Origin of the sequence: Streptomyces sp. M-16, assembly GCF_052114405.1 — a bacterium.
Lineage (GTDB): Bacteria > Actinomycetota > Actinomycetes > Streptomycetales > Streptomycetaceae > Streptomyces.
In genome coordinates this window covers 1-14012 of the sequence record NZ_JBFRER010000159.1, presented here as the reverse complement: position 1 = coordinate 14012, position 14012 = coordinate 1, and the positions used below count along the sequence as shown (strand labels likewise).

Annotated in this window: 13 protein-coding genes, 1 tRNA gene and 1 pseudogene; 1 reads left to right on the top strand and 14 read right to left on the bottom strand. The window is 73.4% G+C overall.

What is annotated here, in order from left to right; translation table 11 throughout:
* Together AB4039_RS38675 and AB4039_RS38670 are read right to left on the bottom strand one after the other, a co-directional pair.
* Nucleotides 1–201 (bottom strand): annotated as a pseudogene (locus tag AB4039_RS38675) (hypothetical protein); the annotation flags it as partial.
* 11 nt (nt 202–212) lie between these two features.
* Nucleotides 213–1541, bottom strand: a complete 1329-nt coding sequence (locus tag AB4039_RS38670) for a peptidoglycan-binding protein (protein WP_266841645.1) — start codon at nt 1539–1541, stop codon at nt 213–215.
* A 228-nt stretch (nt 1542–1769) separates the two neighbouring features.
* On the opposite strand from AB4039_RS38670, the gene AB4039_RS38665 reads away from it, so the two are divergent.
* Nucleotides 1770–1843, top strand: a tRNA-Lys gene (locus AB4039_RS38665).
* Nucleotides 1844–1942: 99 nt separating this feature from the next.
* Here AB4039_RS38665 and AB4039_RS38660 read toward each other — a convergent pair.
* The 12 genes from AB4039_RS38660 to AB4039_RS38605 form a co-directional block, all read right to left on the bottom strand.
* Nucleotides 1943–2605 carry a class F sortase gene (locus AB4039_RS38660; protein ID WP_266839217.1) on the bottom strand — a complete coding sequence of 221 codons (663 nt, stop codon included), beginning with the start codon at nt 2603–2605 and terminating at the stop codon, nt 1943–1945.
* The gene (locus tag AB4039_RS38655) at nt 2602–3252 is read right to left on the bottom strand and encodes a hypothetical protein (RefSeq protein WP_266839218.1); all 651 of its coding nucleotides are present in this window, start codon (nt 3250–3252) and stop codon (nt 2602–2604) included. Before AB4039_RS38655 ends, AB4039_RS38660 begins: the two co-directional genes overlap by 4 nt.
* Before the next feature lie 126 nt (nt 3253–3378).
* Nucleotides 3379–4158, bottom strand: a complete 780-nt coding sequence (locus AB4039_RS38650; protein ID WP_266839219.1) for an HAD-IIA family hydrolase — start codon at nt 4156–4158, stop codon at nt 3379–3381.
* Between the two features lie 132 nt (nt 4159–4290).
* Nucleotides 4291–5868 carry an alkaline phosphatase family protein gene (locus tag AB4039_RS38645; RefSeq protein ID WP_442272957.1) on the bottom strand — a complete coding sequence of 526 codons (1578 nt, stop codon included), beginning with the start codon at nt 5866–5868 and terminating at the stop codon, nt 4291–4293.
* Nucleotides 5869–6298: 430 nt separating this feature from the next.
* Nucleotides 6299–7372: a 2-aminoethylphosphonate ABC transporter substrate-binding protein gene (locus tag AB4039_RS38640; protein WP_442272956.1), complete on the bottom strand. Its 1074-nt coding sequence runs from the start codon at nt 7370–7372 to the stop codon at nt 6299–6301.
* A gap of 46 nt (nt 7373–7418) precedes the next feature.
* A complete protein-coding gene (locus AB4039_RS38635; protein ID WP_266839223.1) occupies nt 7419–8216 on the bottom strand; it encodes an ABC transporter permease subunit in 798 nt (265 codons plus the stop codon).
* Nucleotides 8203–9045 carry a 2-aminoethylphosphonate ABC transporter permease subunit gene (locus AB4039_RS38630; protein ID WP_442272955.1) on the bottom strand — a complete coding sequence of 281 codons (843 nt, stop codon included), beginning with the start codon at nt 9043–9045 and terminating at the stop codon, nt 8203–8205. Before AB4039_RS38630 ends, AB4039_RS38635 begins: the two co-directional genes overlap by 14 nt.
* Before the next feature lie 310 nt (nt 9046–9355).
* The gene (locus tag AB4039_RS38625) at nt 9356–10405 is read right to left on the bottom strand and encodes an ABC transporter ATP-binding protein (RefSeq protein WP_442272954.1); all 1050 of its coding nucleotides are present in this window, start codon (nt 10403–10405) and stop codon (nt 9356–9358) included.
* Entirely contained in the window at nt 10402–11112 is a 711-nt protein-coding gene (locus tag AB4039_RS38620) for a phosphonatase-like hydrolase (protein ID WP_442272953.1), read from the bottom strand. The genes AB4039_RS38625 and AB4039_RS38620 overlap by 4 nt, the downstream gene beginning before the upstream one ends.
* A gap of 5 nt (nt 11113–11117) precedes the next feature.
* On the bottom strand, nt 11118–12239 hold the full coding sequence (locus tag AB4039_RS38615) for a TIGR03364 family FAD-dependent oxidoreductase (protein WP_442272952.1): 1122 nt from the start codon (nt 12237–12239) through the stop codon (nt 11118–11120).
* 147 nt (nt 12240–12386) lie between these two features.
* Nucleotides 12387–13157, bottom strand: a complete 771-nt coding sequence (locus AB4039_RS38610) for a GntR family transcriptional regulator (protein WP_266839230.1) — start codon at nt 13155–13157, stop codon at nt 12387–12389.
* Nucleotides 13158–13217: 60 nt separating this feature from the next.
* Nucleotides 13218–14012: hypothetical protein (locus AB4039_RS38605; RefSeq protein ID WP_442272951.1), on the bottom strand; the 795-nt coding region annotated here is incomplete at its 5' end.

The window sequence follows — 14012 nt, the reverse complement described above, 5'->3', positions numbered from 1 at the left end:
CGGCCGGAGGGGCGGCTCGGGGGCGGTCGGGGGCGCCGGCGCCGCGGGCCGCGGGCCTRCCGTCGGCTCGGCGCCGACCGCGCGCTGCGGCTCCACGGCCGGGGTCGAGCCCCAGGTCCGGTGGGTGGCGGCCACGGGCGTGGGGCGGCGCGACGAGGGGTGGAAGGTGCCCGTCGTGAACGTGGTGCGCGTGGGGTACATCGTTGCCTCCGTCATGCGAACAGCCGGCGCCAGGTTTCCGGGCCCGGGTAGCCGTTGGCCGAGGCGCCGCGCCAGCCCTGGGCGCGCTGGAAGGCCTCGACGCTGCGGCGGTCGGCCTCGCTCCAGCGGGGCCCGGGGCCGGACGTGTAGTACTTGCCGAAGCCCTTCTCCCTCAGCCGGCGGCCCAGGGCGGTGACCGCCGCATGGGACTGCCCCGGCCGGAAGTACGCGGCCCCCGGGTACGCGGGCACCCCGGCCGGACCCGGACTGCCGGCCCGCGTGGGCGGGATGTCCTTGCCCTGGCGCTGCACCAGCAGCCGCCAGGTGTGCTCGCCCGGGATGCCGTCGGCGTCGGCGCCCGTCCAGCCCTGCGCCTGCTGGAAGGCCTGGGTGGCCAGCCGGTCGGCATCGCTCCACTTGGTGTGGGCGCCCTTGGGGTAGAAGCGCAGGGCGCCGCGCCCGATCAGCATCTTGCCGAGTTCGGCCACGGACGGGTTGTCGGCCCCGGGCCCGAACTTCGCGGCGCCCGGAAAGGCGGTCGTGCCGGGCTGGTTCGGGGCGGGCGCGGGCTCCTCCGGGCCGACGCCGCCGGTAACGCCGTTGAACCGGTACGGGAGGTACTTCTCGGAGTTGTTCCAGTACCCGTACGGCGTGGGCTGCTTCCGCGTCGTCGGGGGGGTCTGCTCGTAGGCGACGTAGTGCGTGCGCGTCTCGTCGACCCAGCCTCCGAAGAGGACCACGTGCGAGCCCTTGTTCGGGTCCGCCGGGTTGTGGAAGAGCAGCATGTCCCCCGGCAGCAGCTCCTCCTTCGTGATCCGGGTGGCGAAGGTGTCGAGGCTGCCGGTCCACTCGTTCGTACCCAGGTTCCAGGCCATGGAGACGTAGCCCGAGCAGTCCTGCCGGTAGCCGTCCGTCCAGTACTCGGACATGCTGTAGGGGACCTTGGCCTCCAGCCACAGCTTCGCCCGGTTGATGATCGTCGTGCGGTCGATGCGCCGCACGAGAGCGGGAGCGCCGGGCCGGCCGGCGGGGTGTCCGGCCGCGGGACGTCCGTGCAGCGGGGCCCTGCCGCCCTGCGGGGTGTCCGACCCGTCCCGCGCCACCGGCCGGGGGCCGGGCGCCGGCTTGGCCACGGCCGGCGCGGCCGATCCGCCAACGCCGAGGACCACGCCGGCGGCGGTGGCCAGCACCAGCGCCCGGCGGGCTCCGCGGACGGCGGGGTGGCCGCCGTCGCGCCGCCCTATGGCCCGGCCGCGCGCGAGGGCGCGGCGCCGCTGCGCGCACCCCAGGCACACGCAGTCGCCCGCGGGCTCGTACTCCTCGAACGCCGGCGCCGGCATCGCCGTCGGCATCGGCACATGCACCGGAGGCTGCATCGTCATGCGGTTCCGTCCGCTCCCCTAGTCGTCCAGTGGTCGACCGCACACGTATCTGGCGGGACGTCAGATACGGCTCGGCCCAGACATATCGTGCACGATAAACCCCCCAAACATGGGTTAATCGGACAACGCGGGCGCGGCTGGTCACGAGCACCTCCGCAGGTGGGGTAGAGTTTTGCCTGTCACCAAGCGCCGCTAGCTCAGTTGGTTAGAGCAGCTGACTCTTAATCAGCGGGTCCGGGGTTCGAGTCCCTGGCGGCGCACAGACAAGGAGAAGTCCCCCGCAGCGAAAGCTGCGGGGGACTTCTTCGTTTGCGTCGGTGCCCGTGCCGGGCACGGCCCGGTCCGGTCCGGTCCGGGCGCTAGGCGGGTGCGGTCGGTTTGGTTCCGGCGCCCGTCAGGTAGGCGGAGACCACCACGTTCGCCGAGTACTGCCGGGCCGTCTTGTCGTAGGTGCCGCCGCAGGTGACCAGGCGCAGTTCGGCGCGGCCCTTGACCCGCGGCCCGTACGCCTTGTGCGGGTCGAAGCCCGCGCGCTCGTAGACCCGTACGTCCTCCACGGTGAACTCCGCGATCGTGCCGTCCGCCCGGGCCACGCGGATCTTCTCCCCCGGCCGGAGGGTGCTCAGGCCGAAGAACACGGCGGGCTTGGACCGGGTGTCCACGTGTCCCACCATCAGCGCGGTCCCGGCCGCCCCGGGCGCGGGGCCCGCGCCCCACCAGCCGACCGTTCCGGGGAGCTCGTACGGCGGCGGCTCGACCGCCCCGTCGGCGTCCAGGCCCCGCGCGATCACCGGGGCCTGGACGCCCATGGACGGTACGTCGATCCGCGCGGGCATCGCCGCCGAGAGCGGTACCCGCGGGGCGGGCAGGCCCGGCCCGACGGGCCCGCCGGCCCCGCCGGGCGCGGCGGTGGGCGGGACGCCGGTGATCTCCTTGCCCCACATCCACAGCACGAGGACCAGCACCGACCAGGCGGCGAAGGTCAGCAGCCGCCCCCCCGGGGAGGCCTTGGCCTCGCTCATTCGCCGTTGCGGCGGCGGCGCAGGGTCAGCGCCCGCCCGGCGACCGCCAGGCTGGCGGCCGCGGCCAGCACGGCGCCGATCACGGTCTGCGACAGTCCGGGCCCGTCCCCGCCGTGGCTCTTCTTGGCTGCCGCGGCGAGCCGGGTGGTCTCGGCCACCTGGGCGGCCATCCCGCCGCCGCCCGCGTGGACGGGCCAGACCGGCGAGTGGTGGGGTTCGGGGCGGTGGTCGCGCTCGCGGATCTCGATGGAGCCGCGCAGACCGTCGTCGCGGCCGCCGTCACGACCGCCGTCGCGGCCGTCGCCGTCGCGGCCGTCGCGGCCCGCGCACTTCACCTTGATCTCGTGCCAGCCGGGCCGCGCGTGGGGGCTGATCAACGTCTCGCCGTAGAGGGTGCGGCGTTCGTCGCGGCCGGACGTCAGGTGGGCCTCGGAGACGAAGACCGGGGAGAGGGCGATCGCCCGGTCGCCGTCACAGCCACGGACGCGGATCTTGACCTGCGCCCCCGGTTCGGCCGGATTCGGGTCCGCCGAGACGCCGCCGCGGTCCCCCTCGTTCGCGAGCGCGGCTGGGACGGTCACGGCGGTGCTTGCCGTCAGGGCGACGGCCACCCCGGCGACACGGAGTGCGATCAGAGAACTGCGCATGGTGAACCTCCTCGACAAGGAGATTCACGCGCGACGCGCCGCTCCGCATCCGGAGCGGCGCCCTCTTGGCCCGTATGTGTCAGCCGTTCGCACCAACGGACCGCGCGACGGCCCGGCGCGACGGCCCTAGACCAGGTCCACCAGGTCGGCGATGGAGTCCACCGTCTTCGTCGGGCGGTACGGGAACTTCTCGGTGTCCTCGACCGAGGTCAGGCCGGTCAGCACGAGGAAGGTCTGCATGCCCGCCTCCAGCCCGGCCAGGACGTCGGTGTCCATCCGGTCGCCGATCATCGCGCTGCTCTCGGAGTGCGCGCCGATGGCGTTCAGGCCCGTGCGCATCATCAGCGGGTTGGGCTTGCCCGCGAAGTACGGCTTCTTGCCGGTCGCCTTGGTGATCAGCGCGGCGACCGCACCCGTGGCCGGGAGCGGGCCCTCGGTGGAGGGACCGGTCTCGTCGGGGTTGGTGCAGATGAAGCGGGCGCCGGCGTTGATCAGCCGCACGGCCTTGGTCATGGCCTCGAAGCTGTACGTGCGGGTCTCGCCGAGGACCACGTAGTCGGGCTCGTGGTCGGTGAGGATGTAGCCGATGTCGTGCAGCGCGGTGGTCAGGCCCGCCTCGCCGATGACGTACGCCGTACCGCCCGGCCGCTGGTCGTCGAGGAACTTGGCGGTGGCCAGCGCCGAGGTCCAGATGTTCTCGACGGGCACGTCCAGACCCATGCGGCTCAGCCGGGCCTGGAGGTCGCGCGGGGTGTAGATGGAGTTGTTGGTCAGCACCAGGAAGGGCTTGCCCGACTCGCGCAGCCGCTTGATGAAGGCATCCGCGCCGGGGATCGGGGTGCCCTCGTGGATGAGGACCCCGTCCATGTCGGTGAGCCAGGATTCGATCGGCTTGCGCTCTGCCACGGGACTGTTCTCCGCTCTGCGGGGCCTCTGACCTCGGGGGCCTCTGGTCTGTACCACCCTAGCGGCCGGGGGCCGTGGACGCGGAGGGCGTCCACGGCCCGGACGGCCGTCCCGCGGTGCGGGCCCGGCGGGTCAGCCCAGGGTGACGTCGTCGACGGTCCAGAACCAGTTGTTGGTGCCGCTGTAGCGGAAGCGGACCTGGACGTCGGTGGCGCCGGCCGGGACCTGGAGGGCGATGGACTCGCCCTTGGCCACGGCGTCGGCGGTGTAGTTCTTCACGACGGTCGCGGCGCCGCCGTTGTAGGAGACCAGGACCTGCGCGGTCTGGCCGGCCTCGTGACGGTAGTGCGTCTGGAAGGCGAGGGTGCGCGTGGTGCCGCCGGTGACCGCCCACTTGGGGGTGACGAGGGTGGAGTCGAAGGTGCCGGTGTGGCTCTTGTCGTCCCACTCGTCGGAGTCGGCGACGGCGAAGACGTCACGGGAGCGGACGTTCAGCTCGCGCCACTGGTCCCGCTGCGACTGGCTCCAGAACTCGTCGGTGGCGAAGGCCCATCCGGCCCACTCGGTGACGCCGCCGGTGCCCATCCTGGAGTTGTCGACCGACCAGCCCGCGGGCGGGGTGTGCGTGAAGCCCTTGGTGGCGGCCGGGATGCCGGTCTCGTCCACGCGGGCCTGGAGGCCCGGGCGCAGGGTGTCGAAGGGGTCGCTGCCGGGGCTGGTCAGCGGGATGCCGTCGGTGCCGGCGGCGCTGACCCCGACCTGGGCGAGCGCGGTGGCGGCGACGTCGACGAGCTTGACGTCGGTGCGGACCGAACCGGCGGGGATGCCCGCACCCTTGGCGATGACGAAGGTGCCGCGTTCCTGGAGGGTGGAGCCGCCGTGGCCGCCCGCGTCGGTGTGGCCGTGGTCGGTGGTGACCAGGACCTTCCAGTTCTCCTGGGCGTAGGTCGGGCGGTTCTGGACGGCGGTGAGGAGCTTGCCGACCAGGGTGTCCACGCGGCCGATGGCGTTCAGGTACTCCTGGCTGGCGGCGCCGGAGGCGTGGCCCGCGTGGTCGATCTCGCCGAGGTAGACGAAGGCGGCGTCCGGGTTCTGGTTCTGGAGCTCGGCGGCGGCAGCGGCGGCGATCTTCGGGTCCTCGCTGCCGTAGCCGTCGCGGTCGCCCTTGAGGCTGAGGCGCTTGTCGACCTTGGCGGAGAAGACCGGGCCGTTCTGGTCGGTGGAGGTGAGGGGCTCCCAGTCGGCGGCGGCGTAGGTGTTGAGCGCCGGCTTGGCGTTCTCGATGCGGGTCAGGAAGTCCGGGTAGGCGCCGTAGTTCTTGCCGGTGAAGGAGTTGTCCTTGACGCCGTGCTTGTCGGGCCAGACGCCGGTGGCGATGGTGGACCAGCCGGGGCCGGAGGAGGTGGCGGCCATCGGGCTCGCGTAGAGGGTGCTGCGGGCGGTGAGGCCCTGGGCCATCAGCCCTTGCAGGTTGGGGGCGTTGGCGGCCTTGACGCGGTCGAGGACCGTGCCGTCGATGCCGATCACGAGCACCTTGTCGGTGGTGGCGGCGGCCTTGGGGGCGGCGGCGGCAGCGGCCTCGGCCGCGGCCTTGGGGGTGGCCGGGGGCTGGGGGGCGGCGAGGGCGGTGGTGGCGCCGAGGGCGGTGGCGAGCAGGGCCGTGGCGGCGGCGGCCACGGCGAGGGTCCGTCCGGACAGGGCAGGGGACACGTACTCCTCCAGGAGCAAGTGGGCAGACGGGGGCGCGGAGYGTGGCGCTGTGCGGAGGTGTGGTGGTGCGGCGCGGCGGGGCCGGGTGGTGCAGGGGTGCCGGGTGGTGCAGAGGTGCAGGGTGGTGCAGCGCGGGCGTGCAGCGCGGTGCGGGGGTGCCAGGTGGTGCAAGGGGTGCCGGGTGGTGCAGGGGTGCCGGGTGGTGCAGAGGTGCAGGGTGGTGCAGCGCGGGCGTGCAGCGCGGTGCGGGGGTGCCAGGTGGTGCAAGGGGTGCCGGGCGGTGCAGCGCGGGCGTGGTGCGGGGCCGCTCGGTGGTGCGGAGGGGCGGGCGCGCGGAGGGTCCGGGCCGAGGGGCCTCGTGGGCACCTTCGGTCCAGACCCGTTATGTGCTCGTCACTCTTCCGGTCGTGGGTGACCGGGAGGTGTCGGGTCAGCTGCCGGTCGCCGACTTCCACGCGTCGACGTAGCCGGTGAGGTTCTTGTCGATGTCGGCCCAGTCCGGCTCGAAGACCTCGACCCCGCCCATGATCTTGGTGAGTTCGACGGCGTTGGCGTCGGTCGGCTTGACGTCCGTACGGGCCGGGAAGCCTCCGCCGACCTCGCTGACCAGCTTCTGGGCGTCCCCGGAGAGCAGGTAGTCGAGGAGCTTCTTGCCGTTCTCGGTGTGCGGGGCCTTGTCGACCAGGCCGGCCGCGTACGGGAGGGCGAAGGTGGTGGGCTTGCCTCCGTCCTTGGCGGGGAACCAGATGCCGAGGTTCGGCATGGCCTTGGACTGCGCGAAGTTCATCTGGACGTCGCCGTTGGCGACGAGCAGCTCGCCCTTGTCGGTCTTGGGCGCGAGCTTGCTGGTGGAGGAGGACGGGCCGACGTTGTTGGCCTGGAGCTTCTTGAGGTACTCCATCGCCGGCTCCTTGCCGCCGAAGTCGTGCATGGCCTTGATCAGCACGGCCGTGCCGTCGCCCGCGACACCCGGGGTGGAGTACTGGAGCTTGCCCTTGTAGGTGCCGTCCAGCAGCTCCTCCCAGGCCTTGGGGGCCGCGGTCAGTTCCTTCTTGTTGTAGACGAACCCGAAGTAGTTGTTGACGACGGAGGTCCACTTGCCGTCGGCGGATTTGTCCCCGCCGTTGACCTTGTCGGAGCCCTGCGGCTCGTACGCCTGGAGGAGGCCCTTGCCGTCGGCCTGCTGGATGAAGGGGGGCAGGGTGACCAGCACGTCGGCCTGGGTGTTGGTCTTCTCGCGGACGGCGCGCTGCACCATCTCGCCGGATCCGCCCTCGACGTACTTGACCTCGATGCCGGTCTTCTTGGTGAACTCGGCGAAGACCTTGTCGTACCAGCCGTCGCCCTTGTCGCTCTTGAGCCCGTCGGCGCTGTAGACGGTGACGACCTTCTCGCCGCCCTTGGAGCCGGCGGTCGCGGCGCCGCCGCAGGCGGTGAGGGACACGGCGAGGGCGAGGCTGCCCGTGATGGAGGYGGTGACGCGGAGCAGGAGCTTGCTGGGCATGGAACTTCCTTACGGGGAAAGGGAGTCGGCGGGGGCGGGGCGGGGATCAGCGGTAGGAGGCCCTGGTGCGGACGCGGGAGACGGCCAGCAGCACCAGGAGGGTGGTCGCCATCAGCACCACGGCCACGGCGGAACCACCGAAGAGCGAGCCGCGGTCGGTGGCGGTGAACACGCGGACCGGGAGGGGCATCCAGTCCGGGGGGTAGAGCATCATCGTGGCGCTCAGCTCGCCCATGGAGAGGGCGAAGCAGAGCCCGGCGGCCGCGGTGAGGGAGGGCAGCAGGAGCGGGAGCCTGACCCGCCACAGCACGTGGGCGGGGCGGGCCCCGAGGGAGGCCGCTGCCTGTTCGTACGCGGGGTCGAGACGAACGATGGCGGACGAAACCGACTGGTAGGCGAACGCCGTGACAAGGATCGTGTGCGCCAGGATGACGATGGAGCCGGTGCCGTTGAGGAGCACCGGCGGCCTGCTGAAGGCGACGAGCACGGCGAGGCCGACCACCACGGAGGGCACGGCGACCGGCAGCATGAACAGGGCGTCCAGGCAGCGCTTCCCGCGCTTCTTCAGCCCGGCGGCGGCCAGCGCGGCCCAGGTGCCGACGGTGAGCGCGAGCAGGCTGGCGGTCACCGCGGTGACCAGGGAGGTGGTGAGGGCCTGGAGGGATTCGCCCCGGACGGCGGACGCGTAGTTCGCGGTGGTCGGGCCGGAGGGGAAGGCGCCGGACCAGTGGGTGGCGAAGGAGGCTGCCACCACCACGAGGAGGGGCAGGGCGAAGAGGGGCAGGAAGAGGAGGCCGAACAGGCCCCACGCGGCCCAGCGGCCGCCCTTGCTATGCACCAGCACGCTTGCCCACCACCCGGTAGAGGCCGAACAGGCCGACGGAGATCGCGATGTTGACGACGGCGACGACGCAGGCGGCCGCGTAGTCGGATTCGAGGATCGCCTTGCCGTAGATGAGCATCGGGAGGGTCGTGACGTCCTTGGCTCCGGTGAACAGGACGATCCCGAACTCGTTGAGGCACATGACGAGGACGAGGCTGCCGCCCGCCGCGAGGGCGGGGAGCGACTCGGGGAGGATCACCTGCCGGACGATCCGGGCGGGGCGGGCGCCGAGGCCGGCGGCCACCTCCAGCTGTGCGGTGTCCAGCTGCGAGAAGGCGGCGAGCAGCGGGCGCATCACGAAGGGCGTGAAGTACGTGATCTCCGCGAGCAGGACGCCCCAGGGGGTGCTGAGGAAGTGGAAGGGGCCGTCGGCGACGCCGAGGAGGTCGGTCCAGACCCCGTTGGCCATGCCGACCGTTCCGTAGATGAAGAGGAGGGCGAGGGTGATGAGGAAGGAGGGGAAGGAGAGGAAGACGTCGATGAACTTGGCGACGGCCTTGGCTCCGGGGAAGGGCACGAAGGCGATGATCAGGGCGAGCGTGAAGCCGAGCAGGAGGCAGCCGGCGGTGGCGCCGACGGCCAGCCAGACGGTGGTGCCGAGCGCTTCGCGAAACGATGCGGAGGCGAAGACGGAGGCGTACGCGTCGAAGGCGCCGCCGCCGTTCTCGGGGGTGAAGGACTGCCGCACGACCAGCGCGAGGGGGTAGAGGAACACCAACGCGAGCACGGCCACGGGGGGCAGCGCCCAGGCGGCGCGCCCGATCCGCTGCCGGGTCGCTTCCCGGGGCACCCGCGGTGCCGGTTCCGCGGTCGCGTGCGGGGCACTGCGGGGGTCGGGGGTCTCACGGGCGTACGGAGCCGCCCGGCGGCCGGGACCGGGCCGCGGGGCCGGGACGGAGCCCCCTGCGGAACCGGACTGCGGGACCGCGTCTGACTGCCCGGCGGGGGCCGACTGCCCGGCGAGGACGGGCCGCACAGCCGGGGCGGGCCGCACAGCCGGGGCGGGCTGCACAGCCGGGGCGGGCCGCGGGGCCGACTGCCCGGCGGGGGCGGGCTGCCCGGTCGGGGCCGGGGTGGGGGCGGTGGCTCGCCGCGAGGCGTCAGGCATCGCAGACCCCCGCCGCCAGGAGCACCCCGTCGCGGGGTTCGAAGTGCAGGGTCACCTCGTCGCCCAGGGCCGGGGTCTCCCGCAGCTCGGGGAGGTCCGCCTTGACGCAGTGGCCGTCCACGTCGACGTAGAGCCGGTGCGTCGAGCCCCGCCACTGCACCTCGGCGATCGTGCCGCGCAGGGCGTTCGGCCCCTCGCCGAGCCCGAGCAGGTGCGGACGTACGCACAGGGTGGCCGTGGAACCCGGCGCGGCGCGGCCCGGGTCGAGGGCCAGCGGGCGGCCCGCGAAGACCGCGCCGCCGTCGGCCACCGTCACCGGGAGCAGGTTCGCGTTGCCGACGAAGGCCGCCGTGAACTCGGTGCGCGGCGCGCGGTACAGCTGCTGCGGGGTGCCGCAGTCCTGGAGCCGGGCCCGGTCCATGACGGCGATCCGGTCGGCCAGGGTGAGCGCCTCGACCTGGTCGTGGGTGACGTAGAGGATGGACACCTCGGGCAGTTCGCGGTGCAGCCGGGCCAGTTCCGCCAGCATCCCGGAGCGCAGCTGGGCGTCGAGGGCCGAGAGCGGCTCGTCCAGGAGGAGGACCCCGGGGCGGATGGCGAGGGCGCGGGCGATGGCCACGCGCTGCTGCTGCCCGCCGGAGAGTTCCCGGGGGTAGCGCTTGGCGTAGGCGCCCATCCCGGTCATCTCCAGGGCTTCGGCGACCCGGGCGGAGATCTCCGCCCTGGGGGCCTTCTGGGCCCGCAGGCCGAAGGCCACGTTGTCCTCGACCCGCATGTGCGGGAAGAGCGCGTACTGCTGGACGACCATGCCGATGCCGCGCTTGTGCGGCGGCAGGGCGGTGACGTCCCGGCCGCCGATCAGGACCCGCCCGGAGACGGGCCGCACGAAGCCGGCGACCGCGCGCAGCGCCGTGGTCTTGCCGGAGCCGGAGGGGCCCAGCAGGGCCATGACCTCGCCGGGTTCGACGGTCAGGTCGAGGGATTCCAGGACGGTGGTGCCGTCGTAGGCGACCGAGACGGAGTCGAAGCGGATGCCGCTCACACCGGCTCCGCGTCGAGCGGCGCGAGCAGGGCGGGCAGTTCGGCGATGCTGGCGAGGACGTGGGTGGCGCCGGCCCCGGTCAGCGCGGCGCGGTCGTGGGCGCCGGTGAGGACGCCGGCCACGATGCCCGCTCCGGCGCGGTTGCCGCTGAGCACGTCGTAGGCCGTGTCCCCGGCGACGACCGTGTGGCGTACGTCGGCCACGGCGCCGGTGCGCAGGAAGGCGGTCAGCACCATGTCCGGGTAGGGGCGGCCGCGGCCGCCCGCGTCGGCGGGGCAGAGGGTGAGGTCGGCGAGGTCCCGCCAGCCGACGGCGTCGAGGATGGCGTCCTGGGTGACGCGGGCGAAGCCGGTGGTCAGGACGACGGTGCGGCCGTCGGCGCGGAGCTTCTCGATGGTCTCGCGGGCGCCGGGGAGCGGGGTGACGAGACCGCCGTCGACGAGTTCTCCGTAGGCCTGCTCGAAGGCGGAGTTGGCGCGCCGGGCGAGCTCCTCCGTACCGAAGAGGTGGCGGAAGACGGAGATCTTCGACTCGCCCATGGTGTCGCGTACGTACCGGAGCTTGGCGGCGTGGTCGGGGCTGTCGGGCTCGACGCCGAGGTGGCCCGCGGCGTGCTCGAAGGCGCGCTCGACGAGGCCGCCGTCGGCGACGGTGGTGCCGGCCATGTCGAGGACGATCAGGTTCTTGGCGTGGGTGCGGTCGGTCATGGTGTTCACCAGCCCAGTTCGTTCGCGGTGGTCTCGGCTATGGCGGGCGAGCAGGTCATGCCGCGTCCGCCGGGTCCGGTCACCAGCCAGACGCCGTCGCCCACCTGCTGGCGGTGGACGACGCGGCCGGTGTCGGTGCACTGCGCGTACACGCCTGCCCAGCGGTGCCTGATCCTCGGCAGCGGGCGGCCCAGGAAGGCTTCGGCCACCCCGGTGAGGTGCTCGTAGGGGTCTTCGAGGGTGTCGAACGCGAACGGGTGCTCGTACTCGTGGGTGTCGCCGATGGTCAGTCCGCCGTCCAGGCGCTGGACCATGAGCAGTTGCATCTTGTGCGCGGCGGCGACCGGCGCCTGTTGCTGTTCGGCGTTGAGGGCGTCGAGGGCGGGGGACGCGTAGGCCGGGTAGTAGCGGAAGCTGTCGGCGTCCGCGACGGAGGTGGTGAGCCGCTCGCCGAGCGGGGCGGTCTGCATCATCTGGAGGCGGACGCGGCGTACGGGCAGGTCGGGGGCGAGTTCGCGGACCAGGCCGGACAGCCAGGCGCCGGTGGCGAGGACGACGGCGTCGCCGTGGTGGACGTCGCCGTGGTCGTCGCGGACGGCACCGGGGCCGGTCACCTCACGGACCTCGCGTCCGGGGAGGAAGGTGTAGCGGCCGGAGGCGCGCAGGGCGTCGCGCAGGTGGAGCTGGGCGGTGCGCGGTTCGACGGCCGCGTCGCGCTCGCACCACAGGGCGGCCTCGAAGTCGCCGCGCAGGGCCGGGTTGATCTCCCGGGCCTCGGCGGCGGTGACGAGCCGGTAGCCGCGTGCGCCGGCGTCGGGGCGGGCCACGGCCGCCTCGGCGACGGCGTGTTCACGGGCGCCCCGGACGGGGGTGAGGGAGCCGATGGCGCGGAAGCCCAGGCCGGGCACCTCCGCGCCGATCCGCTCCCAGAGCTCGCGGGCCCGCAGGGCGGTGTCGAGCTCCTCGCCCCCGGCCCGGCCGCTGACCCAGATCTGGCCGAAATTGCGTAGTGACGCGCCGCGAGCCTCGGCCTCGCGCTCGATCTGGACGACCTCGTGGCCGCGTTGGACTGCTTGCCAGGCGTGCATGGTGCCGACCACGCCGCCTCCGACGACTATGACTCTCACGTCGACCAAGGTGGTGGGGGCCCGTGTCCCGGGGAGGTCGGTCCGGCGACGGGCCGGTGAACAGCCCTCGACGCTTGGACTAGACCCGTTATTGTTTCGTGATCTGGATAGGTCCTTTTTAGGGAGATTGGGATGGTTCCCCGGGGGCTATTCGGGCCGCAGGCGGGTCGTGAAGCTGAACCGGTCACCACGGTAGAGCGAACGCACCCGCTCCAGCGGACGCCCGTCCCGGTCCCGCGAGAAGCGGTGGATGAGCAGCATCGGAAGCGCGGGCGGGGTGCCGATGAGCAGGGCCTCGCGGGGGGTGGCGAGCACCGTCTCCAGCTTCTCGTCGGCGTCCCCGAAGGCGATGCCGAGGCGGTCGTGGAGGTATCCGTAGAAGGAGGAGTCCGGCTGGAAATCGACGTCGAGGCGGGGCGCGCGCGCGACCCGTACGTACGTGCTCTCCAGCCCGACGCGCTCGTCGTCGGCGAGCAGCACGCGCTCCAGGTGCCAGACGGGCTCGCCGGCCTCGGCACCGATCCCGCGGGCGAGTTCGGGCGGGCAGGGGAAGCGCTCCAGGCCGATCAGGCGGCGGCCGGGGCGGCGGCCCTGGCGGCGCACGCCCTCGGTGTAGCTGGCGAGCGAGAGGGGCTGCTCCAGCTTGGGGCCGGCGACCACGGTGCCACGCCCGGAACGGCGGAGCCGGCCCTCCAGCAGCAGCTCGCGCAGGGCCTGGCGGACCGTTTCCCGGGACACCTCGTAGCGCTCGGCGAGATCGCGTTCGGTGGGGAGCGCCCCGCCTTCGCCGAGCTCGTCGAGCAGGTCGGCGACCTGGGCCTTGACGGCGTAGTACTTGGGGACGCGGCCGTGCTCGGGGATGCCGGAGCGGACGGGCGAGCCGGGGCGGTGGGCCGGGGACGGGGTCTGTTCTTCCACGGTCGGACTGTACGTGGGGCAGGTGTACGGAGATCGGCGCGTGGGGGGGGGCTGGGCTGCTCAGCGGTCCCGGCGTTCCCTGGATTCGGGGGCTGCGGTCGGCACGTGGGTGGCGGGCGTCCCGTGGGGCGCGCGCAGACGGCGGGGTTCACGGGGGGAGCGCAGACGGCGGGCGCCGAGCAGGAGTCCGGCTCCGGCGAGGACCGCGGCGACGGCCCCGGCACCGTAGATCCACTCCCGGGGGCCGGTGTGGGCGAGGGAGCCGGCCTCGACGGGGTCCTCGTCCTGCGGCCCCCGCACCGAGAAGCGGTACCCGCCGGCCTCGCCGACCCAGTCGCCGTCGTCGCCGTGCTCGCCCTTGCGCTGGACCAGGGCGGCGTCGGCGAGGACATCTCCGTGGGGGGCGTCGGCGGCGAAGGCGAGCCGCACCTTGACGGTCGTGGTGCCGCCCGCCGGGACGGAGAAGCCGGCGAACGCGTCGCCGCCGCCGTCGAAGACGGCGATGGTCTCGTCGCGGTCGCTGCGCTCCAGGCTGACGGGGTGGGTGCCGCCGGGCGCGTCGAACTCCATCCGCAGGTGGGCGGGGCGCAGGGCCCGGGCGGTGTCCGTGAACACGACGACGGGATGGATGGAGGTGCACACGCCGCCCGTGCTGTTGGTCAGGTCCAGCAGCCAGGTCTGCGGCTCGGCGCCGGCCCGGTAGACGGCCGGGCCGCCGCGGATGCGGGCGCCGATGGGGAAGGCGCTGCTCTTGCCGTCCCCGCAGCTGGCCTGGATGCGGGAGGGCGGCGCGGGCGCGGGGCGGGCGGCGCTGCCGCCGCCGGTGCCGATGTCGGCGGCGGCGGGGGGCGCGCC

Coding starts and splice junctions, on each gene's coding strand:
- AB4039_RS38670 (WP_266841645.1), bottom strand. CDS start 1,541: ATGCCGGCGCCGGCGTTCGAGGAGTACGAGCCCGCGGGCGACTGCGTG.
- AB4039_RS38660 (WP_266839217.1), bottom strand. CDS start 2,605: ATGAGCGAGGCCAAGGCCTCCCCGGGGGGGCGGCTGCTGACCTTCGCC.
- AB4039_RS38655 (WP_266839218.1), bottom strand. CDS start 3,252: ATGCGCAGTTCTCTGATCGCACTCCGTGTCGCCGGGGTGGCCGTCGCC.
- AB4039_RS38620 (WP_442272953.1), bottom strand. CDS start 11,112: ATGACCGACCGCACCCACGCCAAGAACCTGATCGTCCTCGACATGGCC.